General features: G+C 47.4%; 22 protein-coding genes and 1 pseudogene. 11 read left to right on the top strand and 12 right to left on the bottom strand.

Annotated features, from left to right (window positions below):
- Nucleotides 1-150: 150 nt before the first annotated feature.
- Together AC3CIC_RS17010 and AC3CIC_RS17005 are read left to right on the top strand one after the other, a co-directional pair.
- Entirely contained in the window at nucleotides 151-1,032 is an 882-nt protein-coding gene (locus AC3CIC_RS17010; RefSeq protein WP_488516457.1) for a LysR family transcriptional regulator, read from the top strand.
- Between the two features lie 296 nt (nucleotides 1,033-1,328).
- Nucleotides 1,329-1,577, top strand: a complete 249-nt coding sequence (locus tag AC3CIC_RS17005) for a DUF3297 family protein (protein WP_017003401.1) — start codon at nucleotides 1,329-1,331, stop codon at nucleotides 1,575-1,577.
- Nucleotides 1,578-1,676: 99 nt separating this feature from the next.
- Here the strand turns inward: AC3CIC_RS17005 and AC3CIC_RS17000 are convergent, their stop codons facing one another.
- Genes AC3CIC_RS17000 through AC3CIC_RS16970 form a run of 7 tightly spaced genes read right to left on the bottom strand, consistent with a single transcriptional unit; the run spans nucleotide 1,677 to nucleotide 8,197 of the window.
- Nucleotides 1,677-3,104, bottom strand: a complete 1,428-nt coding sequence (locus AC3CIC_RS17000; protein ID WP_488516456.1) for a sensor histidine kinase — start codon at nucleotides 3,102-3,104, stop codon at nucleotides 1,677-1,679.
- Complete coding sequence (locus AC3CIC_RS16995) at nucleotides 3,094-3,750, bottom strand: response regulator (RefSeq protein WP_488516455.1); 657 nt, start codon at nucleotides 3,748-3,750, stop codon at nucleotides 3,094-3,096. The genes AC3CIC_RS17000 and AC3CIC_RS16995 overlap by 11 nt, the downstream gene beginning before the upstream one ends.
- 2 nt (nucleotides 3,751-3,752) lie before the next feature.
- Entirely contained in the window at nucleotides 3,753-4,427 is a 675-nt protein-coding gene (locus AC3CIC_RS16990; RefSeq protein ID WP_488516454.1) for a tetratricopeptide repeat protein, read from the bottom strand.
- 28 nt (nucleotides 4,428-4,455) lie between these two features.
- The gene (locus AC3CIC_RS16985; protein WP_488516453.1) at nucleotides 4,456-5,265 is read right to left on the bottom strand and encodes an SDR family oxidoreductase; all 810 of its coding nucleotides are present in this window, start codon (nucleotides 5,263-5,265) and stop codon (nucleotides 4,456-4,458) included.
- Between the two features lie 36 nt (nucleotides 5,266-5,301).
- Nucleotides 5,302-6,024 (bottom strand): iron-containing redox enzyme family protein, encoded by a 723-nt coding sequence (locus tag AC3CIC_RS16980; RefSeq protein WP_371732615.1) that lies wholly within the window; start codon nucleotides 6,022-6,024, stop codon nucleotides 5,302-5,304.
- A 21-nt stretch (nucleotides 6,025-6,045) separates the two neighbouring features.
- The gene (locus tag AC3CIC_RS16975; protein ID WP_488516452.1) at nucleotides 6,046-7,551 is read right to left on the bottom strand and encodes an AMP-binding protein; all 1,506 of its coding nucleotides are present in this window, start codon (nucleotides 7,549-7,551) and stop codon (nucleotides 6,046-6,048) included.
- Nucleotides 7,544-8,197 (bottom strand): thermostable hemolysin, encoded by a 654-nt coding sequence (locus AC3CIC_RS16970; RefSeq protein WP_488516451.1) that lies wholly within the window; start codon nucleotides 8,195-8,197, stop codon nucleotides 7,544-7,546. Before AC3CIC_RS16970 ends, AC3CIC_RS16975 begins: the two co-directional genes overlap by 8 nt.
- 306 nt (nucleotides 8,198-8,503) lie before the next feature.
- On the opposite strand from AC3CIC_RS16970, the gene AC3CIC_RS16965 reads away from it, so the two are divergent.
- Both AC3CIC_RS16965 and AC3CIC_RS16960 read left to right on the top strand, forming a co-directional pair.
- A complete protein-coding gene (locus AC3CIC_RS16965) occupies nucleotides 8,504-9,424 on the top strand; it encodes a M14 family metallopeptidase (RefSeq protein ID WP_488516450.1) in 921 nt (306 codons plus the stop codon).
- 134 nt (nucleotides 9,425-9,558) lie between these two features.
- Nucleotides 9,559-9,960 (top strand): phosphate-starvation-inducible protein PsiE, encoded by a 402-nt coding sequence (locus tag AC3CIC_RS16960; RefSeq protein ID WP_016958534.1) that lies wholly within the window; start codon nucleotides 9,559-9,561, stop codon nucleotides 9,958-9,960.
- A 4-nt stretch (nucleotides 9,961-9,964) separates the two neighbouring features.
- Here the strand turns inward: AC3CIC_RS16960 and AC3CIC_RS16955 are convergent, their stop codons facing one another.
- Both AC3CIC_RS16955 and AC3CIC_RS16950 read right to left on the bottom strand, forming a co-directional pair.
- Complete coding sequence (locus AC3CIC_RS16955) at nucleotides 9,965-11,413, bottom strand: glutathione synthase (protein WP_488516449.1); 1,449 nt, start codon at nucleotides 11,411-11,413, stop codon at nucleotides 9,965-9,967.
- Nucleotides 11,414-11,541: 128 nt separating this feature from the next.
- On the bottom strand, nucleotides 11,542-13,140 hold the full coding sequence (locus tag AC3CIC_RS16950; RefSeq protein ID WP_017006273.1) for a methyl-accepting chemotaxis protein: 1,599 nt from the start codon (nucleotides 13,138-13,140) through the stop codon (nucleotides 11,542-11,544).
- Between the two features lie 368 nt (nucleotides 13,141-13,508).
- Here AC3CIC_RS16950 and AC3CIC_RS16945 point away from each other — a divergent pair, with 368 nt between their 5' ends.
- The 4 genes from AC3CIC_RS16945 (at nucleotide 13,509) to tnpC (ending at nucleotide 16,377) form a co-directional block, all read left to right on the top strand.
- Nucleotides 13,509-13,967 carry a bacteriohemerythrin gene (locus AC3CIC_RS16945; protein ID WP_488516448.1) on the top strand — a complete coding sequence of 153 codons (459 nt, stop codon included), beginning with the start codon at nucleotides 13,509-13,511 and terminating at the stop codon, nucleotides 13,965-13,967.
- A gap of 179 nt (nucleotides 13,968-14,146) precedes the next feature.
- Nucleotides 14,147-14,446, top strand: coding sequence for an IS66 family insertion sequence element accessory protein TnpA (tnpA, locus tag AC3CIC_RS16940; protein ID WP_407330990.1), 300 nt, complete (start codon nucleotides 14,147-14,149; stop codon nucleotides 14,444-14,446).
- A 68-nt stretch (nucleotides 14,447-14,514) separates the two neighbouring features.
- Entirely contained in the window at nucleotides 14,515-14,787 is a 273-nt protein-coding gene (tnpB, locus tag AC3CIC_RS16935) for an IS66 family insertion sequence element accessory protein TnpB (protein ID WP_488516829.1), read from the top strand.
- Between the two features lie 87 nt (nucleotides 14,788-14,874).
- Nucleotides 14,875-16,377 carry an IS66 family transposase gene (gene tnpC, locus AC3CIC_RS16930; protein WP_488514319.1) on the top strand — a complete coding sequence of 501 codons (1,503 nt, stop codon included), beginning with the start codon at nucleotides 14,875-14,877 and terminating at the stop codon, nucleotides 16,375-16,377.
- 149 nt (nucleotides 16,378-16,526) lie between these two features.
- Here tnpC and AC3CIC_RS16925 read toward each other — a convergent pair whose 3' ends face one another.
- The 3 genes and pseudogenes from AC3CIC_RS16925 to AC3CIC_RS16915 all read right to left on the bottom strand — a co-directional run bounded on the left by AC3CIC_RS16925 (nucleotide 16,527) and on the right by AC3CIC_RS16915 (nucleotide 18,781).
- On the bottom strand, nucleotides 16,527-17,054 hold the full coding sequence (locus AC3CIC_RS16925; RefSeq protein ID WP_488516447.1) for a hypothetical protein: 528 nt from the start codon (nucleotides 17,052-17,054) through the stop codon (nucleotides 16,527-16,529).
- A gap of 4 nt (nucleotides 17,055-17,058) precedes the next feature.
- Nucleotides 17,059-17,649, bottom strand: a complete 591-nt coding sequence (locus tag AC3CIC_RS16920) for a hypothetical protein (RefSeq protein ID WP_488516446.1) — start codon at nucleotides 17,647-17,649, stop codon at nucleotides 17,059-17,061.
- Between the two features lie 359 nt (nucleotides 17,650-18,008).
- Nucleotides 18,009-18,781, bottom strand: a pseudogene (locus tag AC3CIC_RS16915) (phosphotransferase).
- Between the two features lie 238 nt (nucleotides 18,782-19,019).
- On the opposite strand from AC3CIC_RS16915, the gene AC3CIC_RS16910 reads away from it, so the two are divergent.
- The 3 genes from AC3CIC_RS16910 to AC3CIC_RS16900 all read left to right on the top strand — a co-directional run bounded on the left by AC3CIC_RS16910 (nucleotide 19,020) and on the right by AC3CIC_RS16900 (nucleotide 21,554).
- Nucleotides 19,020-19,268 (top strand): hypothetical protein, encoded by a 249-nt coding sequence (locus AC3CIC_RS16910; RefSeq protein ID WP_016958528.1) that lies wholly within the window; start codon nucleotides 19,020-19,022, stop codon nucleotides 19,266-19,268.
- Nucleotides 19,269-19,492: 224 nt separating this feature from the next.
- The gene (locus tag AC3CIC_RS16905) at nucleotides 19,493-20,155 is read left to right on the top strand and encodes a class I SAM-dependent methyltransferase (protein WP_017005492.1); all 663 of its coding nucleotides are present in this window, start codon (nucleotides 19,493-19,495) and stop codon (nucleotides 20,153-20,155) included.
- Between the two features lie 157 nt (nucleotides 20,156-20,312).
- A complete protein-coding gene (locus AC3CIC_RS16900; RefSeq protein WP_488516445.1) occupies nucleotides 20,313-21,554 on the top strand; it encodes a leucine-rich repeat-containing protein kinase family protein in 1,242 nt (413 codons plus the stop codon).
- Nucleotides 21,555-21,620 lie beyond the last annotated feature (66 nt).

The following is a 21,620-nucleotide window of genomic DNA, read 5'->3' as shown; positions in this document are numbered from 1 at the left end:
GCCTTCCAATAGCGCTTTGATAACCACAATACAGCCATTTTTGGCAACCAATGAGTTACTGAGCGACAACTTTTTGGTCGCTGGGGTTTTCTTCTTTTTATTTAGAGTTAAAATCAATTTGCCGATTACATGCGCCGACATGGACATAAAATGCGAAGTAGCCAAATAGAAATGTTCCTCACCGCCGTCGAAACAGGTTCCATTGCCGGAGCCGCTCGCGAGCTAGAAAAAAGCCGAACCACAGTCAGTGCAGCCATCAGTGCATTAGAAGATAACCTTGGAGTAGAACTGTTGGCCCGCTCTGGTAACAGCGTCACACTCACCAACGTAGGCCGCATGATCCACGACGATTGCGAACGGGTGCTACAAGCCGTCCATGATATCGGTGCCAAGTGTCGTCAATTTGAAAGTGGCATTGAATCCGCGCTGCGAATTGGTCGAGACGACGCCATTCCCGAAGCGTTCTGGCGTGCCACCATGCGTGAAATCCACCAGCTATTTCCTGACTCCAGCGTGTCGCTATATGTCGCACCACCGCCAGAGCTATACGAAATGGTCGATGAAAACATGGTCGATGTTGCCTTTGGTCTGCTGCCGGAAACTCGTGCCTTTGGTCGCATCAGCTCTAAAAAACTCGGGCAGATCCGTATGATGTCAGTGGTTCATAAAGACCACCCTCTCGCCAAACTCAAACGCGTTCAGCGGGCAGATCTAGAACGCTATACCGAAGTGACGCTCGCGTATGTCGATGATGAAGGCCTAAAGGCCCTCGACCCTATCTCGCCGCACTACATCGCCCTGCCCTTTTATGAGCACTTACGCGATGCTGTTTTAGACGGTTCTGGTTGGTCAAACGTCCCATCAGTGCTGTTAAGAAAGTACTTAAGAAGCGGAACATTGCAGGTATTGCGCCATTCCAGCGCGATGCAATTACAACCTTATGGTCAAATCACTTCGATGGATGGGCACACAGGTGCACTCACAGCATGGCTGTCAGATCGCTTAGAAGAGTATTTAGCTGAGAATTCTTAAGTGGAAACGCGTAAGTTGCGCATTTTGATGTGAGTGCTTGTAAGCGGTAATGTGAAAGGTAATCAGCCAAATATCCGCCATTTCAAACATTTTAAGCATTTTAAGCATTTTAAGCATTTTAAGCATTTTAAGCATTTTAAGCATTTTAAGCATTTTAAGCATTTTAAGCATTTTAAGCATTTTAAGCATCAAGCTAGCTGCATTTTTGGACAATACGACGTAACTGTTTTCGCTGCTTGAGCGCGGGCGTTATCTTGACTACAATGACGCACTTTTTTTGACTACAGGTCACGAACATGAACGACACTAACTCGCTACCCGCTTTGCCAGATCGCCTTGCAGGCAATCCACGTAGCCCGCATCATGTAGCCGAATGTTTTGAACACGAAATCGGTATTGTCTTTAACGGCAAAGAGCGCTTTGACGTTGAAGAATACTGCATCAGCGAAGGTTGGGTGAAATTCCCATCACCAAAAGCGTTGGACCGCCGTGGTCAACCGCTTCTGATGACGCTGAAAGGCAAAGTAGAAGTTTTCTACAAGTAATTAAATACTCCAAGTATTGAAAACGACTGCTGATAGGGCCTAAAGACATTTAGGCCCTTTTTTTGGCGCTAACGATCAGCATTTACCCTCTAAACACTCTTAAACACTCTTAAACACGACGATAAACTGATTGCCACTCTCGCCTTCACCTGCACTTTTGACCTGCACATTCGCACTGTGGATCTGCGCAATGTCTTTCACAATAGACATGCCCAGCCCTGCACCATCCCCTTTGTTAGAATGACCGCGATAGAACTTATCAAAAATACGCTGGCGAACGTCTTCGGGCATCGCCATCCCCGTATCCGACACCGTCACTGCCACTTGGCTTGAATCAGTAAGAAGCTCAACGTCTACCGAAATCGAGGAACCTTGCCCTGAATAGCGAATGGCGTTGTCTATTAAGTTGGCAAACAAAATGGAAAGCATGACGGGGTGCGCGCTAACCGACGCTTTTTCGGCTCCAACCAAAGAAATTGTCTGTGAATACTTGAGTGAAATAGGCACTAAGTTGGCGATCTCTTCACGAAGCATGCTCACAAGATCCATTGGCTGCAGGACAATGTCTTTTTGCTGCTCCACACGAGAGAGCACCAAGAGTTGTTGAATCACCCTATCGGTTCTATCAATGCCTGCCAAAATGCTGCTCAGATCTTTGTTGCGCTCTTTTTCATCAACACTTTGAATCGCATTTTCAGCGTTTAACCTTAATACGGCCAATGGTGTTTTTAATTCATGGGCCGCCGTACTGATCAAGCGTCTTTCGCGCTTCCACGCATTTTCCAACTCCGCCAGCAAAAAGTTAATCTGTTTCACCAATGGCTCAAGCTCAATCGTGGGGTTTTCAACGCGTATACGCTGCAAGTTATTAATGCTTTTCGAAGCAATCAGCTTTCGTAGTTCTTCAATCGGGCGAAAATACCGATTAACCAGCAAAACAATTAACGCAATAAGGAAGGGGATCAATAGAATTTGTGGAAGCCCGATAGAAAGCGCCACTTCCGCCGTCAGTTCCTCTCGAATACCTATCTTTTCAGCGACGAGGATCGTGAATGCCGGTGACGTGTCACCAGGCGGCGTGAAAGGCAATTGAAAGGTACGCCAACGTTCACCTTCAACCGTCACATCTTTATAGCCCGCCTCGTTTAAGGTGCCTAAAAATACAGCCGGTGCATTGGCGCTTTTGCCAACGAGCTTGCCGTTAGACAGATATTGGAACAGCACCTTTTTTTCGTACGGATGCCCATACGGCGTAGCGGTTTCATCATCCACCGCCGTTTTGTTGATGGAAGAAAACCAATCGGCATAGATCTCATCCAGTTTTTTCGGTGGACTGTCACCCCAACTCATCGCGGCTAGCGCCAATGTTTTTGCGGATTGACCAAGGTGAGCATCGAAGACTTCGTCTATCTCATGACGGGTTTCGGTATACATGAAAAACCATGAACCCAGCACCAGCAAGCTGCTCAATACCGCAGCGCTAGAAATCAGGTTTCGTTTGATCGAAATAGGCGCTTTATTTTTCAATGATGTATCCCACACCTCGAATGTTTTTTATCAAGTTACCGCCCGTTTTCTTCCGCAGATTATGAATGTGGACTTCTATGGCATTTTCGCTCGCACCTTCATCCCAGCCGTGCAAGGTTTGCTGTAATTGGTCTTTACTCATCACGCGGCCTGCATGGGTCATGAGTGTTGTGAGTAATTTAAATTCATTGGGTGTGACTTTGATCGCTTCGCCGTTTAACTCAACACGATTATTGGCCAGAGACACCGACACGCCGTGCAGTTCAATATTCGTGTCCACATAACCCGAAATACGGCGGATCATCACACGCAGACGCGCCAGCAGCTCTTCCAGTGCAAAGGGTTTCACCATGTAATCGTCAGCACCACCGTCTAGACCTTCAACGCGATCTTCTATGTCATCTCGCGCTGTCAGAATCATCACAGGTATGGTGTGTTTGGCTTGTCGCAGTCTTTTGAGCACGTCGATGCCATCGACATCTGGCAGGGTTAAATCCAGTATCACCGCGGTGAAGCTTTCCGTTTTGAGCAGCAATTCTACGCCGCCGCCTTTTTGTACCCAATCCACGGTGAATCCATGGCGGCTTAACGAGGCCACCATGGATTCACCTAACATTTGATCGTCTTCAATCAAAAGAATTCGCATTGTTATTCTAGTTCCTTCAGCTTGCGCTCAATTTCACGTTGTCGGCCTTGATCTGCCAATTCACGCCCTTCTCTCGGTGCGGCTTTTTGGGCTTTTTTCAAAAAGGCAATGGCTTGTGCTTTGTCGCCGTTGTTTGCTAGAAAGTCACCATAAAAGAAATTTGGATCGATACCGTTTGGATTAATTACGAGGGCTTTTTGCAACATAAGCTCGGCTTCATCGTCATCCCCAAACCCAATTGGCCACCCCGGCACCTGATAATACAGTGAGCCCAAACTGGTGTATGCAGACCCTTCAAGCACTTGTGAGTCTGACGAAATCACTTCTTCAAGCAGACCTTTAGCTTCTTTCACCAAAGACAAAGCACCCAGTCCGCCTTCCGCACCGGCTAGCGTGCTTTTGTTGATGGCAAGCCAGACTTTGAGATCGTCACGTGATGGGTCACTGTCCAACTCTTCTTGATTCATTGCAATCAAAGAATTCAGGCAACTGATTTTGTTCTCTTTATTAAAGGTGTCGTATTGGCACTTTGCCCACTGTTTTTGTACTGTTTTGAGCGTTTCATCTGCATTTGCAGCGGCAACGTTAAAACCCGCAGCCATTGCCAGCATAACAAACAATGATTTGGTGGTTGTTTTCAAGATGGTGTTGATGGTTTTGCTGATACTTGTGTTCATCGTCGTTCCCTCAAAATTATCCGTTTGCTTATTCGCAGCGTGTTTTTGTCGCGTATTCCGTGATGGTCTGATGCTGCTTTTTGATTGCAGAACCCACCAAAGATGGAAACAACTGATTGAGCCTGACGAATAATTTTTCAGGCCAGCCGATCCATTTCACTGATGTCTCTTGTTTGAGCATGGCGACAGCTTGCGCCGCCACAAATGCCGCTTCGTCAGTTTTGTTTCCTAGCTTTTCGTTCATCTCAGTAACACGCGCATCATTCAACGAGGTATTGGTCGCTCTGGGAGCCAAGTACTGAACGCGCCTACCCGTGCCATTAAGCTCTCGGCTGAGTGCTTCACTAAAGCGTTGTAACCCTGCTTTTGCGGCGCAATAACTGGTGTAACCGGGAAAACCAATCGCCCCGAACGTAGAACCCACATTGAGGATCACGCCGTCTTGTGCCATCCAACCAAGCGCACTTTGGCTCAGTAGAATGGGCGCGATCAGGTTCAATTCAACGTCTCGCTTTACGGATGCTGCATCGCGATCTTGCAGATACAGGAAGGTGTTACAGCCCGCGTTATTGATCACGATATCGACGGGCTTTCCCGCAACATCAAGCGAGGCACAAAACTGCGATACCGCGTCAAGGCCTTCGGTTCGCGCCAAGTCTGCGATCAAAGATTGGTGGCGCGATGAATCGTCAAGGCTTGCCACCAGTTCAGCCAGTTGGCTCGCTTTTCTGCCCACCACGATAAGTTCACAACCTTGCTTTGCGAGCGCAGTCGCGATCTCTTTCCCGATCCCACCCGTTGCGCCTGTCAGCAAGACGCGTTTGCCATTCAGTTTCATGTTTGTCCCCTTCTTCAATTCGCTATTGGCTAAACGCTATGCAGCATGGCTTTGTTGCTTAATCGGCAGTTCACACAGCATTTGGCCATACAGAGCAAACACGCGGTTAGCACCGTCAATAATGGCGGCCTGATCGTCAGGGTTCGTCACTTGGTTCATTAGCGTTTCAAAAAAGCCGATATGCTCGACATCCAATGTGCTGTGTGAGGTCAAATAGCTCATTGCCGCATCAGGCAAACCCAAACCGTGTTTCACCAGTGCAGCCATGTCACCACCGACGGACACACTCGTGCCTTCCAGCACCCAAACCATGCCAAAAAAGGCCATAGGATTGCGTCTGTCAATTTGGTGGTAGAGATACGCAACCATCATTTCAATGGGTAAACCAACCGCACCTTCTGCCTGGTTATAGCGAGCCAATTCGGCATCAAACCCACACTGGTTTAAGTCGTTGAGAATCCACTCGTGGTGGCCTTTTTCTTCTTCAATGTACTCACCAATGGCCTGACGCAACCACTCATCGCTTTCTGGCAATCGCGAGCCACAGGCCATCAGCAAAGGCACGGTGTGTTTAACGTGATGAAAGGCTTGCACCAAAAACGCGGTGTAAGTAGTCAGGTCAACATTGCCCGCTCGACACGCCTCAAAAATGGGTGCGCTTAACATGGCATTTCGTGCCGCCAAGGTTTGCTGCTCCAGTGTGTTAAAAAACGGTGTGTTGTTGTCTGTCATCGTGTTGCTTGAAGTATTCATGTTCATGGCAATAGCTTCCCTACGTATTCAAGTCAGTGAAATATCGGAGCAACTGGTCACGGAAAAATCCGCCACGCTCACGCATTGGTTATTTGGGATAAAACAAGAGAATTGTTGTGCAAACACATCACGACGCGGTCGACCATTCGCGGTCATTAAACTGTCCTGATGCTGAAAAGGTTGGGTGAAAATAACGTGCCCGATGGCGGCATAATCCGGTAGGCGGCGATTAAGTTGCGCAATTTGGCTAAGCGTTTGTTCATGGTCATGACTTGCCACCACCGCAGACAACACGGCACAGCCATCGCCAAGCACCACCATTTGACGCAAATGTGGGTAAGCCAAGGCTTCTGCTTCAATCCATTCAGGGCTGACATTGCGTCCAAACGCGGTGATCAATACGTTCTTTTTGCGGCCTGAAACAAACAAGTAACCCTCTTCGTCGAGGTAGCCAAGATCCCCGGTATGAATGTCATCGTTTTGGCAATCTATCGCTTCATGGATATAGCCATTCATCGCCGCGCCTTGCACCACGATTTCACCGTCATCGGCAATACAGACTCGGCAATGTGACAGCGGTTTCCCCACGCTGCCTTGGCGGTGTGCGCATGGCGTATTGAGGCTGACCACCGAGCCACATTCAGATAGCCCATAACCTTCAAACACGGGCAGACCAAGCTGTTGCGCTTTGTGGTGCAAAGACGCCGGCACTTTCGCGCCACCGACGGCGATGAATGTTAAAGGCTGCGTCATGCTTGGCTGCACAGGGGCAATTTCTGTCAAAGCCAACAGCAACATGGGCGTCACCACCATGCTCTCTGGTTGGTATTGTGCCAACGCCGCGCCGAAAATATCCGGTGAGAAGCCACTTGATCCGCGAAGCCCCACTTCGAATCCTTCTAACACCACCGTTTCAACACCCAGTGACAATGGCACGTAAATTCCCGTGATATTTTCAAGCAGTGTGGACAACGGCAACGCGACAAGGTGGCGAGACGGCATAGTTTGTGTGCTGACGGCTTGAACCAGAGATTGCGTCACCGCATCAATGGTTTGTGCGCTCAGTGCCACACCTTTTGGCGAACCGGTTGACCCCGAGGTGAACGTTATCTTTGCTATCGTATCGCTGCTCAATGTGTTGGCGGCAAGGCGCGAGTAGCAGGGTAATCCGGCCAGTTCACCTTGGGGTGAAATAGCCAGTGTCGACCAATCCCCCACCAACAAATCCACATCCGCTTCCGCAACGAGATGCGCAACTTGTTCACGAGAGAAAAACGTCGGCACGGGCACAACCGTCACCTGTGCCAGTAATGCAGCAAGATCAACCTTCGCCCAGGCAATGCCGTTCTCAGCAAGCAACGCGATACGTTTGGTCTTCCATTGTTTAAGCGTGTCACTCAAGGTTTCAATGTCGCGCCATAAGGTGCAGTAATCCACGTTACCAATCACACCAATGGCGTCACGGCCGACCAACGCCGTTTTGGTCGGCGTGGTCTGTGCAAAATGGCGGATGCGCGCTAACACATTAACCATGGGACACCCCCAGCCCTGTTTTGTACATGGCCGTATTTGAAGCCAAATGTGTGTTTGATGCTCTCAGGTCAATCTGCGAAAGCTGCTTAGCCCCTGCGACTAAGCTTCCCGCCGACACTTTAGGTTGTGTTTGGTAGTAGCTCCCCCACACAGATTCAGCGTTATCAATGCATGCTGAATCGGCATCTACCAGCGACACGGGCGCCAAGCCAAATCGTTTCATCATGGCTTGCAGTGGCCCCGTCGCGGTGAAAATACACCAGCTAAATCCTTGCTCAACCAGATAACGGGAAAGGTAGGTGAAATGCTGTAACGACACCCCGCGTGAAAATGAAGCGAGCTGACCAAATTCAATCAGCGCGCTGCGTTCAACACGCGCACCAAAGTGCTGTGAGATAAGCTGTTCAGCCGGAAGATGCAAATACTGCTCAAGAAACAAGCGTTCGTTGTTTGCTGTGCGAAAGCCGCACACCGATAAGATGTTCCCTTCTTCATCTAACGCGCAGAAGAAGTAAGGCATGAACTCAGTGATAGTGGCATCAAACGCGATGCGATAACGTTCGGCAATATAGTGCTCCACGTCCGCTCTCAATGCATGCGATTCTGTCACTATCTCGAAGGTGGTAAATATAGGCTTCTTTTCCATTCCGCTTCTTCCCTAGCTGTAAGCGATAATGAGAGCCTAATCAGTGAGTCTTAAGAATCACTTAAGGATGACTTAAAGATGAGAAATTATTTATCAGCTAGGCACTAACCCCATGAAGTATAAGCAGGAATAAATGTCACCATGACCTCTTTCCATTAATGACCAAATAGTCATCAATCAGCATGTGATGGCAATTGAATGCGCAAAAGAGTGTGCTACTCTCTCTTTCCAGAGAATTCTGACCCTGTCAGTCAACAAGCCGTTTAACCTAGAAAGCAACTCACCATCTCTCAATGAGGAATTATCATGACAGCATCCATCAATTTCCCTATCGGCACACCAGGGCAACCTTGGGGAGATGAAGAAAAAGCGCAGTGGCTCAAAACCACCAGCATCAAGCGCAGCTACAAAGAAGATGTGATGACAAAAATCGAGGCGTTGAAAGACCGCTTCGACGTCACGCAATACGGCGCATTGTCTTTTGATGAATCGCGTTACCCGCAGTTTGGTATTCGAAGCCGTGATTTTGACCAAAGCAAGCCAACAGTTCTGATCACGGGTGGCGTGCATGGTTACGAAACCAGCGGTGTGCATGGCGCGTTGCAATTTCTTGATACCGAGGCGCAGGCTTATACCGAGCACTTCAACCTGGTTGTTGCACCGTGTATCAGCCCTTGGGGTTATGAAACCATCAACCGTTGGAACCCAATTGCAGTTGATCCAAACCGTTCGTTCGTAGAAAACAGCCCATCGGAAGAGGCCGCCAATGTGATGGCGTGGGTAAAACGCTTAGGCGTTGAAGTCTTCACGCACATTGATTTGCATGAAACCACGGATACCGACGATTCTGAATTTCGTCCTGCACTGGCCGCTCGTGATGGCAAAGATTACGAAGAAGACACTGTGCCTGATGGATTCTATACCGTGGGAGACAGTGAAAACCCGAACACCGATTTCCAAACGGCGATCATTGATGAAGTGCGTAAAGTGACGCACATTGCGCCAGCTGACAACAAGGGCTTGATTATTGGTACACCTGTTGAGCAAGAAGGTGTGATCAACTACCCAGTAAAATCATTGGGACTGTGCACTGGCTTTACGGATTGCCAGTACAGCACCACCACCGAAGTGTACCCAGACAGCGAAACAGTCACCGACCAAGAATGCAACGATGCGCAAGTCGCGGCGATTCGCGGTGCATTGAATTATTTGATTGCACAACGCTAAACAATTCAAGATCTCGCGTTCTTCACCTACACACTCTCTCAGCACAGAGGGAGTGTGCTCTTGCTAATGATACAAACCCCACTCAAGTTATCTCGTTAGACTGATCTTATAACTAAGGACAGTTTGAGATTGCGATGCCTAAGCATAAGACGACAACCAAAGTCATACATGGTCTGGAAAATGTTGTATTGGTACTGATTGTCATCGCGACGATTTACGCCATAGGCGAAGAAATCTATCTCGTTATCGTGAATAGAACCGTATCAGTCGGAGATTTATTACTGCTCTTTATTTACCTCGAAGTGCTGGCGATGGTTCACAGCTTCTTTGAATCCGGCAAAGTGCCGGTTCGTATGCCCCTTTACATCGGTATTGTTGCACTGGCGCGGTATCTTATTCTCGATATGAAAAACATGGACGATTGGCGAATCATGACGATTGCCGCTGCAACTCTGATCATGGCCATCACGGTGTTTGTGATTCGTATCGGCCATGTCAAATACCCCTACCCCAAAGCACCGGATATTGAAAATTAGCCTGCTAGGTATTCTCATACCGCTTGTACGCCAACGAATCCAGCGCGCCCATGCCGCTGTGAACGCCGCCTTCCGAGACTTGAGATGACTTGCTGCGAATGAGATACCCTGCGTAGCCGCCGTTTTCCAATGCCGGCTCACCATCAATATGAACCGTGAACAGCCCAATTTCGCTGATCAAATCGTCAATCACGTAAATCTCGCCTTTTCGCACCACATACGCGGCTTGCGAACGAGGAAGAGGATGCAGCCTGCGCATCAACGCCCACGCTTCGTATTCATTAGGATCTAACGCCTTTAGCTTGGTATATATGTCATCGCCAAACACACAGTGACCCCCGCCTTCTCCCTGATTTTTCAACACCCACTCATCCAAGGGGCGTTGTTTCACCCATTCAGCGCTTTGCGCGTCCACCGCGATCATATCGCCCAACAAATGCTTCACTTCATTCGCTTCTGATTCGCTCAAACCAAAACGCGTTAATGACGCTGCACTTTGGGAAGAAAGCAGCATTTGTATACGCTTGCTGGTCGCCAACTGCTGACTCACCGTCGCATTCACCGCCACGCGATGTTTTTCAATCATAACGCGAGTTTGCGTGAGTGATTCACAGCATGCGCGATCAATAATGTCGTGTGCCACATAATCCGAGAATTGGTAACCCGCGCGCAGATAAACCGTGTCTATTGCGCCTATACCATCTAACAAAAGACGCTGGTTTTCACCGGTCGACAACCCGTCATATAACTCACGAAAAGTACGGCGCACCGTTCGAATACCTTTGTCTTGCAGTGCGTGTTCCAACAAGTGTTGGTCATACACATTGTCTTCGCGCTCTTGCACCACCATTAGAAATGTTGGTGTCCCTGCATCTGAAAATTCCTGTTTGATCTTCCATGTCGCCGCAGCAATACCTGCCGCCAAACCTTGCAACGCGGAATTGCTAACGGGTCGTCCGACTTCATCACCCGACCATTCCGTATAGGGTGCTGGCCATTGTTTTGCCAAATAACAGTGCAATTCATGAATGCGCTGACCGAACGGTCCCATACCCGCCGCGATGCCATTAAATTCAACCAGTTTTGGACCAAGCTGTGCATCGTCCATGAAATCACTGCGCATCAGCAGCATAGGCAAACATGATTGAGGCCCGTCACTGCAATGAATATCGTCTGCCATTTTGAGTAGAGTCTTGAAAAACACATTGCCTGCCGTGATAGGCGCGATGGCTTCATGCAAATAATCATGATCTTGCGATACGGCATGTACCAATTTACCCAACAAATGGACCGATGACTTAAGCCGTTCAAAACGCGTCTGTTCAATGACCGTTGGCGTTAAGGTAAATGCAGGGTGCCTTGCGGAATCCAGGGTTTGCTTCAACGCCATGCCATGGGTTAATGCCCACTCCACCGCTTCGTTTTTTGCTTTTTCTGTGTTTTTGTACGCCATGGTGGCACTACCTCATCGCAAAATTGAACTACACGAACCCATTCAATTTAAGTGCAATTTTGCTTGATGTTGATGACTCTTTCACGCGAATCCTAGGGATTAATGATATAGCCAAAGACTTTACCAGGCTAAATTTGGAATTGATCTGTCAGCTTAGTCAACGCCGTTGATTGGGTACTTAGCTCACCACTGACATCGTTGGTTGTACTGATGGCTGCCGTGAGTAATTGGCTGCCTCGTTTCAGATCTCGGCGACGCTCAGTGAGTTGCTCAATTTCCCTATGCTGCGAAGATAGCGCAACCTCCACTTCCGTACTGCGATGCTCTAACCCATCAAAGGTACGGTTCATTTCACCCAAATACTGTTGCAACTGAACGCTGGCTTTTTGGTTATCTTCACTGGCTTGCTTAGAGTCATTAAGCAACGAGGTGGCTGCATCCACTCGAGCAAGCAGATCATTGATCCAAGTGCGAATATCGCCGGTTGATTCAGAAGTACGCAATGAAAGGCTACGAACCTCATCAGCAACCACAGCAAAACCACGCCCATACTCTCCTGCTCGCGCCGCTTCAATCGCGGCATTCAGGGCCAGCAGATTAGTTTGCTGAGCAATGCTTTCAATGACATCCATCACACTGGCTATTTGCTCACTGGTTTGCTTCAAGCTCGCCATCGTCACCTCCACTTTTTCCACCGTGCTGACGCTGTAAGCAATGGATTGTTCAGTCGCCGTCATTTGCGTTTGAAGTTCGCCGTTGTCATGCGCCAACTTACTGATGCATTCCCGAGTATCTTTCATAGCAGAGGCAATCTCCGCGGTTGCCGTTTCCATCACGGTTAATGAATGTGCGACCTCTGTGATCTGTGAGCGTGTATCTTCATTGATGTCAGAAACCTTGCGACTTTGATTCCCTAGCGTATCCGACTGTTGATCCAATTCTCCCGTGCGAGTCTGAATGTGATTAACAAACTGGTTGAACTTCTCAAGTAAATTATTGGTGGCACGCGCAACTGCCGAGACTTCATCATGATAATGGTCGTCGATGCGCACAGAGAGATCGGACTCAGTATCAATATTCGTTAGCGCAGTAGAAATGTTATTCAGTCTAATAATCACGGTTTTCCGAAGCCATAACATCAGCACCATCGCCATGAGCAATGCGACACCACCGCCGATATAGATGACGTTAGCCTGCTGATTCAAAAAGCCTATCAGCCCATTCGCAGTATATTGCGCGTGAGCTTGGCGTTCAGTGAGTTTTTCATTAATCGCCAGAAGGATAGGGTCAATGGTTGAGTACATATCAAAATCCACCAGCCTTCCAGCATCGTAAAAACTCTGATTGGCGATCGCATCACCAAGCTTTTCTACATAAACATCCAGATTTTGCTTCTGTTCAACATGTTCATCACGCCACGCACTTAGGGAAGGATACCGAGACAACGCCTGCCAACTCTGCTCGTAGTTATCTTTGAACGCGTCAAACTGAGGAGTGACTTCATTCCAGAACAAAAGCTGCGCTTTAATTTTCTGCGACAGCGTCAGTAAGGTGCGATGGTCGCGCTCAAACGCCATTAGCGCCCACACTTCGGGTAATTGCTCGTTCACATATTCCGAATACGCATCAGCAGAACGTGATGATATCCAAAGAGCCAGACTGCCAAGCCCAATGGTTGACGCGATAAAGAGGGTAAAGGCGATCAGCAGCCGCTGACGTACAGTCATGTTTGTTTCCTACCAACTACTCAAATTAAGATTGGGCAACGGTAGTATTTGAGTGTTTCACTTAAGTTACATAATAATCAGTAACGTAGAATTGGCGTATTGAATGCGGCTCACATCACTCTGGGATTTCTTTCCCTATGTCATTCCCGCTGTTAAAAATCACCTCTGCTTGATGAATACGCGTGTGACTCACCATGACTTATCAATAGAAGGTCACGCATCAATGGGTTGGAAACAGCGATTGGCTAAATCCTTGCTGATGACTCATTTATTACTGACGAACAAATTAAACTGACTATTCGTGAGGTCTATCGTTTCGCTCAAATTTGAACTGCCTTACACTGGTTTAATTAGGTTAAGGGGATGATATGACGACAAAATTTATTGCTTGGGGAAAGATTTTCGAGTCAGGCGTGAAAAGCATTGATGACGAGCACAAGATGCTGTTCGATATTGCCAATCGCTTTTACGACAACATTCGTCGGGGTGATGATGATCAGGTGATTTTTGAAACGCTGAATAAATTAATTCGTTATGCAGAAACGCATTTCCGCCGCGAAGAAAAACTGCTTGAAGAAGTGGGTTATCCTGAAGAGAAAATCCTGCGTCATAAAGCGCACCACCACAAGCTGATTACTCAAATTTTTGACGTCTACGAAACCCAATATGAAATCACCGACAATCGCCTGATTGACCAGCCCGAAAAAGTAAAAACATTCCTAACCGATTGGTTGATCATGCATATCCTGACCGAAGACCGTGACTACTTCCGCCACATTGAAGAACAAGCCGCCATTCAGTTTGAAACGGAAAGCATAAAACAGTAACGTGAATCCGTTGAGTACAGATGTTAAAAATCCGAGTGCAATGGCACTCGGATTTTTTCGTTCTTGGTGAGAGATGAGAACGGAAGAGGAGGATGCCATAGGGAAGGTAAGCGGTTAATAAACCCCACATACCAATAATACACGTGCTTTGACATAGTGCCTTTTTTATCGGAGGCACTATGAACCAAGAGCAAAAACGCGCCCATTGGGCAGCAGTTGTTGAGCAACAAAAACAAAGCCCGCTATCCATCAAGCAATTCTGTGCAGACAGCGGCATCAGTTATCAAACCTTCTACTATTGGTCTAAGCGATTGCGTTCTCCTGACGCGACGCAGACACTTCAGCCTATCATTTTCAATGAACATGAAGATACGCAAGCTGAGTCGGTGATCATTACCTTTGCCAATGGTATTCGCGCTGAGTTACCAACAACACTGAGTGCCGCTCAGATCAAACACTGGGTGGATGCCTTGCAATGACCCCCTCTGGCAAGGTCTTTCTGGTCTCCGGTGTCACCGACATGCGAAAGTCTATCGATGGCCTGTAGCTGATTGTCGCCGAGCAGCTTGAAATGGATCCGTTCAGCGAAGCCTGGTTTATCTTCTGTAATCGGGGACGAGATAAACTCAAAATCCTCTTTTGGGATACCAACGGTTTTTGGCTTTACTATCGTCGATTGGAAAAAGGAACCTTCAAGTGGCCACATCCCAATCCTCTTGGCGTTATTACCATCAGCAAGCCCCAGCTTTATTGGCTGCTATCTGGGTTATCACTGGAGAACAACAAAGCCCATCGCCCCCTCAGTGGGCTAGAAGTGTGACGCTTGATACTGATCGTCATATTGCGCTTGAACGATCCGTTTTAGACGTCACACTGGGCATCATTCAGTGCTGTAAAATGATGCCCAATGACCGACTTTCCCGATGATATTGAACAACTTAAAGCCATGCTTCTTGCCAAAGATGCCTTGTTGCAGGCCAAAGAGGAGGAAGTCGCTGCCCTGAAAACCCAAGTGCAATTACTGGTTGAGCAACTCAATCTCAGTAAATCCAAGCGCTTCGCCTCCCAAAGCGAAAAAGTCGCCAAAGGGACGTTCAACGAAGCCGAGCAACAGAATGCGTTGCCCAAGCCTTCCACCGAACGCGGTAAGACGGGTCGAAAACCGTTGCCCGCCGACCTTGAACGTGAGGTGCAAAGCCACACCCTCAATGCCCCATATTGCGACTGTTGTGATGCGCCCTTGCATGAATGCGGCAAAGAAGTCAGTGAAACGTTGAAAATCCTGCCACAGCGAGTCAGTGTGATCCGCCATGAGCGCACCAAATATGCCTGCCGTCAGTGCGAGCAGACGGCAGAGACCAGCAAGGTCATCACCGCACCGAAGCCAGCGAGCATGATCCCCAAAAGCCTCGGCAGTGCGGAGGCCTTCGCTGCCGTGGTCACCGCCAAATACGTAGATGCACTGCCGCTTTACCGTCAGGTTGATATCCTCAACCGCTCCGGCATCGATATCAGCCGCGCCACCTTGGCCAACTGGTGTGTGCAGCTTGGCAGCAAAGTGCAGGTCATCATCGACACGATGAAAGCGCAGCTCTTACAAGAAATACTCATCTGCGCGGATGAAACCACGGTGCAAGTGCTCAGAGAGGAAGACAAACAAGCACAATCCAAATCCTACATGTGGGTCTATCGCAGTGGAGAGTTTACCTCCAATCCAGTGGTGATTTACGACTATCATCCGAGTCGAGCGGGCACCTGTGTGCGTGAGTTCCTCGGTGATTACACCGGCTATCTGCTATCAGATGGTTATAGTGCTTACGACACACTGAAAGACGTGACACAAGCCGCCTGCATGGCGCATGTCCGCCGTAAATTTACCGACGCGCAAAAAGCGTCACCGTCAACGAAAGCAGGGAAACCGGAGAAAGCCCTGACCTTCATCGGCAAACTTTACGGTATTGAAAAGCGAGCGAAAGGACTGTCTGCTGAAGCCCGCCAACAGCTTAGAGTGCAAGAAAGTCTGCCCATTCTGAATGATTTTAAAGCGTGGCTAGATAGTCAGCATGTGTTGCCCAAAGGTGCATTGGGTAAAGCGATAAGCTACGCCCAAAATCAGTGGTCCAAGCTGCTGACCTTCCTTGATGATGGCCACATCAGCATTGACAATAATGTGACGGAGCGGGATATCCGACCATTCACGACAGGCCGAAAAAACTGGATGTTCTCAACCTCAGTCGGTGGAGCGAAAGCCAGTGCCAATCTGTACAGTCTGGTGATGACGTGTCGAGCCAATGACATCAATCCGTATTATTACTTCCGGCATCTGTTTACAGCGTTGCCGACGCGTTCGCTTACCGATGATATGACGGATCTGATGCCGTGGAATGTTGATCTCAGTGGCATCGAGTAGGACTTCACCGGTTCATTAGCCGCTTACTAGGGAAGTGGGTGCGTAGGATTATGCTGATCGACCTAGACGGCTTTTGGACATAACCAAGTTAGCGGAACGGCTCCAACTTGGTTCGTTTGAATAAGAAAAATCTATGGCAATGTAAGAGCCTAAAGAGTTTTCCCAAGAGCCTCTGCAAAGATCGGATTCCATTTTTCATAACTGAATCCAGTAGAAGGGTGTTGTATTACACAAACTTTAATCTCTGGGCCGAGTTCAGGTATATTGGCACCAAGAGCTTTACCTAAAACCAATATTATTTGTGGCTTTAGGTTATTAATAACCTTTAAAAATGGTTCTTTTGAATTCTCCCACATATCATCGGTTGGCCTCACTCTAGCCTCAGTGCTTACAAAACCCTGTATGAAATTATAGAAAGCAACATGGCCCCAAACGTCTCCCCGTTCTTTATCATCGAGCCAGTCGCTGCTATTAAGGCCAAGAAGAACTTTAGAAACCTTTGTAAAAAAAGAACTTCTTTGATCTTTAGCCAAATCTTGTACCATTCTAGATGTAAAATCAGAGGTGGCTTCAGAGTCATCACCATAATGTGATTCCCCTAAAATAAGTATTCTTTGCCCAAATCGATTATCGGTGTAGTAATGCTCACCAACCCATGGTTGAAAAATCATATCCATCCAATTATTTCTCCTCTATATTAGTTAAGTATTCTTGAGATTTAGGCTTTAGTGCTAGATGAACCAACAAATCAGTATTTTTATTGTCATCATCAAATAAACATGTGTTAAAGCATGATGACACTCCTAACTTTTCAACAATTGAAGCATAAAGAGTAAAATCCTCCAAAGAAATCATTCTACCCATCACTGTTAATAATACGCCGCACACACTTAAGCCATTTTTTTCATAAAAATTAATACGCTCAGTCAATCTACCCTGAAGGTCACTCACAGCATTATTAGACACACTTCCTAGTTTGATAGTTCTAAAAATATTACAGTCCCCTATCCATGATTTGATATCTTCAGAATCACAACATATTAGTGAAAAGCCACATGACAAATTCATATATGCTTCAATAAGACACTTTGTACTTTCTTCATCATTCTGAGCGGAAACCTCAATTAACCAGTTATCATCACGTTGTTGTAACTGAGATAATTTAACATATTCACAGTAACCATATGGCCATGCATTAACTGTATCTTTGATTAGCATTTCTACATGAGGATCTGAGGAATACATCTGCTTTAACAACTTTCCTTCATTCATTCAAATCTCCTGATCATTTTTATAAAAATCCGAGTATTTCTCAGAAATAACCACCCTAAATGTTCTGTATTCACTCTAACATTTAGATTGTTATAGAACGACTTAACTAGGCTTTTTGCGTAATTCAATTGAAATTAATCAGCAACTTACGATCTGATCGGCTACATCCATAATTTCATGTAGCCTCATTCCAAGACCTCGTTGCAAAACAACAACCTTAAGGGGTTCAATCGCGGGATTAGGGCTTATACTACACTTAATTTAGCAAAAGTAATTTGATTATAGGGATTGGTAAAGCATCTCAAGAGTGATACTGAATTAAAATGGGGCATAAACACCACAGACCTCTGCTTGACCCCTCACGCCAACAACCTCGCCGTTATCGTTTCTTGGTTGTGCTTTAAATAATCAATGTCTGCCAAATAGCTCAGGTGATGCCCATCTTCTATGTTGGTTTTGAACTGCTCATTGCCTGCGTTGGCTTCATCATGCATAAATCGCACTAAGGTAGTTAAACGCGCCACCATGGTATCCACCAACGCGGTGCGATCTTGCTTTGTCACGTCATAGGCATCGCAAAATTGCTTGGCGCGTTCACTTTGCTCTATCAGCGTACCCAATGCGTCGATCTTATCGGTCTTGAACGGGTCCAGCAATACACGGCATAGGCAATATCCCAGACTCTCGGGGCGGGATGCACGGTGTCAAAATCAAACACACCAACCACTGTTTTGCCATTCAATGCCACGTTGTAAGGCGAATAGTCGCCATGGCAAATCACTTCCTGCGGTTGTCGCGCGGGTAGCATCCATGTCAATGAATCGGTGTGGTGTTCAGAGAGAAACGATGTTGAAGCATCATGCAGCTTTCTTAACAATTTCGCCGCCGTTATCAGCGCCGTTTCACTGGCAATCGCGCCCGTTAAGGGGTAATTGTACGCGTCACCTTTCACGTAACTGAGCAACTCGGTGTCACCTTCTACGCCTAAGCATGTCGGGCATTCCGTTAAGCCTTGCGCGTGATAGTGATTCAGTAAGAGATGAACGGTAGAAGACCACGCATTCAACGGGCGTACCACGATATCCCCACGTTTATAGATAGCACCTTCGCGACCGCCAACCAGTTCTTCCATGAATCCTAATTCCTCGAAAATAAATGTGGGTATTGTCGCCTTCCAACACATGAATGCATTAATCAGCCCCCAGATTTTCGAGCGAACATCAACAAATGTTCTGACATATCACCCATGCGAAGGCGATTGATGACGCAGTCAAGTGCTTGCCGATAGCGCTGTACATTGCCAAATCGTGTGATGACGTGAAATAATCTGCGCAGTTAAATTCTTCAAGCGCACAATGAGTGTTGAACAAATGAATAACGAACTTGATATCATCGACAACCTTCAAGAGTTGGAAACCTTTCTTATCGCAATTGAAAGCGGCGGGTTTGGATTAAAAGGCGTTGCGGGCGTTGCCCTTGCAACCAATAACTCAGATGGCCGCCCATTTGTTGCGGTTCTAGACGACAATCACCAGTTGATCCTTGCTCGCAGTGTCACGCAGGAAGTTTTTGAGACTGGTAAAGATTTGGTTCGCAACGGCCCAAGTAAAACGCACTGATTCAACACAGCGAATGTTTTGCCAGCAGACAATGTAAACTGCATTCAACAAAGAGCGCCTGATCTCAGGCGCTCTTTTTGTCTCTGTGCCTCGCATTACCACCGACAACCTCTTTAATACCTTGTGTAACCCCCTGTTTGCTTTAACCTGATAACTCAATTGTTTCGTCATCTATAGACCGATATTTGGCAGAGCTTCGTCTCGTTACTCGGCCAGGAAAGACTATGACGATCATCACTCCCCCTCTTCGTGTTCGCTATCAAACCATCGAGATTGGCAACAACGATATCCATCTATGCACTCTGCGCGACAAGCAGCAGTTTAGTGACCCTTGTGACATCGCCAAAAATCTTGGGATTTCCTCTGCTTCTTGGCCAATTTTTGGCGTGGTATGGCCATCGAGTTTAGTTCTCGCCAACCATATGTTGAGTTTTGATACCGAGGGGAAGCGAATTCTCGAAATCGGTTGCGGCATTGCGTTGTCGAGCTTGTTACTCAACGAGCAAGATGCAGATATTACCGCGACAGATCATCACCCTGAAGTCGAAGGTTTTCTTGATAGAAACACCCAACTGAATAACGGCAATCACATTACTTATGAACGTGCCGATTGGGCGGATGATACGAGTAAACTGGGTTTATTTGATCTGATCATTGGTAGCGATTTGCTCTATGAAGATCAGCATGTGGACTTGCTTGCGTATTTCATTCAAAACCACGCCAACGACAACTGCGAAGTGATTATTGTTGACCCAGGCAGAGGACGAAAAAACAAACTGAGCACCAAGATGCTCGAATACGGTTTCACCAGTAGCCATACCAAACCAGACAACACTGACTATCTCGATAAGATTTTCAAAGGTCATATCCTACGGTTCTTGCGTTAAACCTCACGTGAAGCTTGTCGTTCGATTTGTTGAAAAGGCATTAACGAGCCATTGCGCCCATCACCCCGCTGCTAGCGGGACAAGTCATTACCCTTTTTGATTGGCTTTCTTGTAAACTACCCTCCGTTTTGTTTTCGATCAGCATGGATTTCTCATTTTGCACACTCTTTCTCAGCTAACCTCCGGCGAACTTGCAGGCATTAAACGCCTAAGCCTTTCCGACAACCTCACCACTTTTCCGTTAGAGATTCTTTCGCTGGCTGACAGCTTAGAAATTCTCGATTTGTCTGGAAACCAGCTTTCTTCTCTGCCCGCTGAAATCAAGCAACTGACCAAGCTGAAAATCATCTTTGCATCAGACAATCTGTTTGAAGCACTGCCCGAAGTGCTGGGGGAATGCCCAGAGTTAGAAATGATTGGCTTTAAAGCTAACCACATCCGCCATGTGTCCGAAAACGCGCTGCCGCCAAAACTGCGCTGGTTGATCTTAACTGACAATCAACTCGAGACCTTGCCAGATGCCGTAGGCCAACGCCCGCGCATGCAAAAACTGGCATTGGCCGGTAACCAGTTAACCTCGCTGCCGCACACAATGGGTGAATTGGAAAACCTTGAGCTTTTGCGTATTTTTGCAAACCAATTGCGTGAATGCCCCGATCACTTGCTTAGCCTGCCAAAACTGGCGTGGTTTGCGTTTGCAGGGAATCCGTTCTGCCAATCTGATGCGAATGTTGAGTCTGTCCCGCATGTCCCATCGTCCAGTTTTGAGCGACAAGAAGTGCTCGGTCAAGGCGCGTCAGGCGTGATTTCTAAAGCCGTATGGAATGCAAGCCAAGGCGATTTTCCCAATGACATTGCGGTGAAAGTATTTAAAGGCGAAGTCACCAGTGATGGTTACCCACAGGACGAGCTTAATGCGTGCTTAAAGGTCGGCAATCATCCTAGCCTTGTGCAGTCGTTAGCACAGGTCAGCGAGCCCGGTTTTCTTGCACTGGTGATGAATTTGATCCCGTCACACTTTAAGAACCTTGGCCTGCCACCAAACTTCGAAACATGCACGCGAGATACCTTCCCGCAGGGTTTTACGCTGTCGATTGCACAGATCGAAAAAATCGTCGCGCAGATGGAAGACGTTTTTCAGCACATGCATAACAGTCAGGTCTGTCATGGCGATTTGTACGCCCATAACACCTTGTTCGACGACGAAGCCAATATCATTTTCGGTGATTTTGGTGCGGCAAGCATGTATCACATGCTACCGGAAGCCCAGCAAGCGCAGATCAAGCAGATTGAGCACCGCGCCTTGAAGCATTTCATCGACGATTTACTGAGTGTTTGCAGCGAAGAAGACAAGAAGACTGACGCCTTTCGTCGACTCGCGATAAACACTACCCAGTAGACATTCGGTAACGTCTATGTCCCTTTAGGCGGCGATTTCACCTGAATCTTCGCCTCTTTGGGGCTT

The organism is Enterovibrio sp. QJM3NY_24, from assembly GCF_057786035.1.
This window is presented reverse-complemented; position numbering and strand designations above follow the sequence as displayed.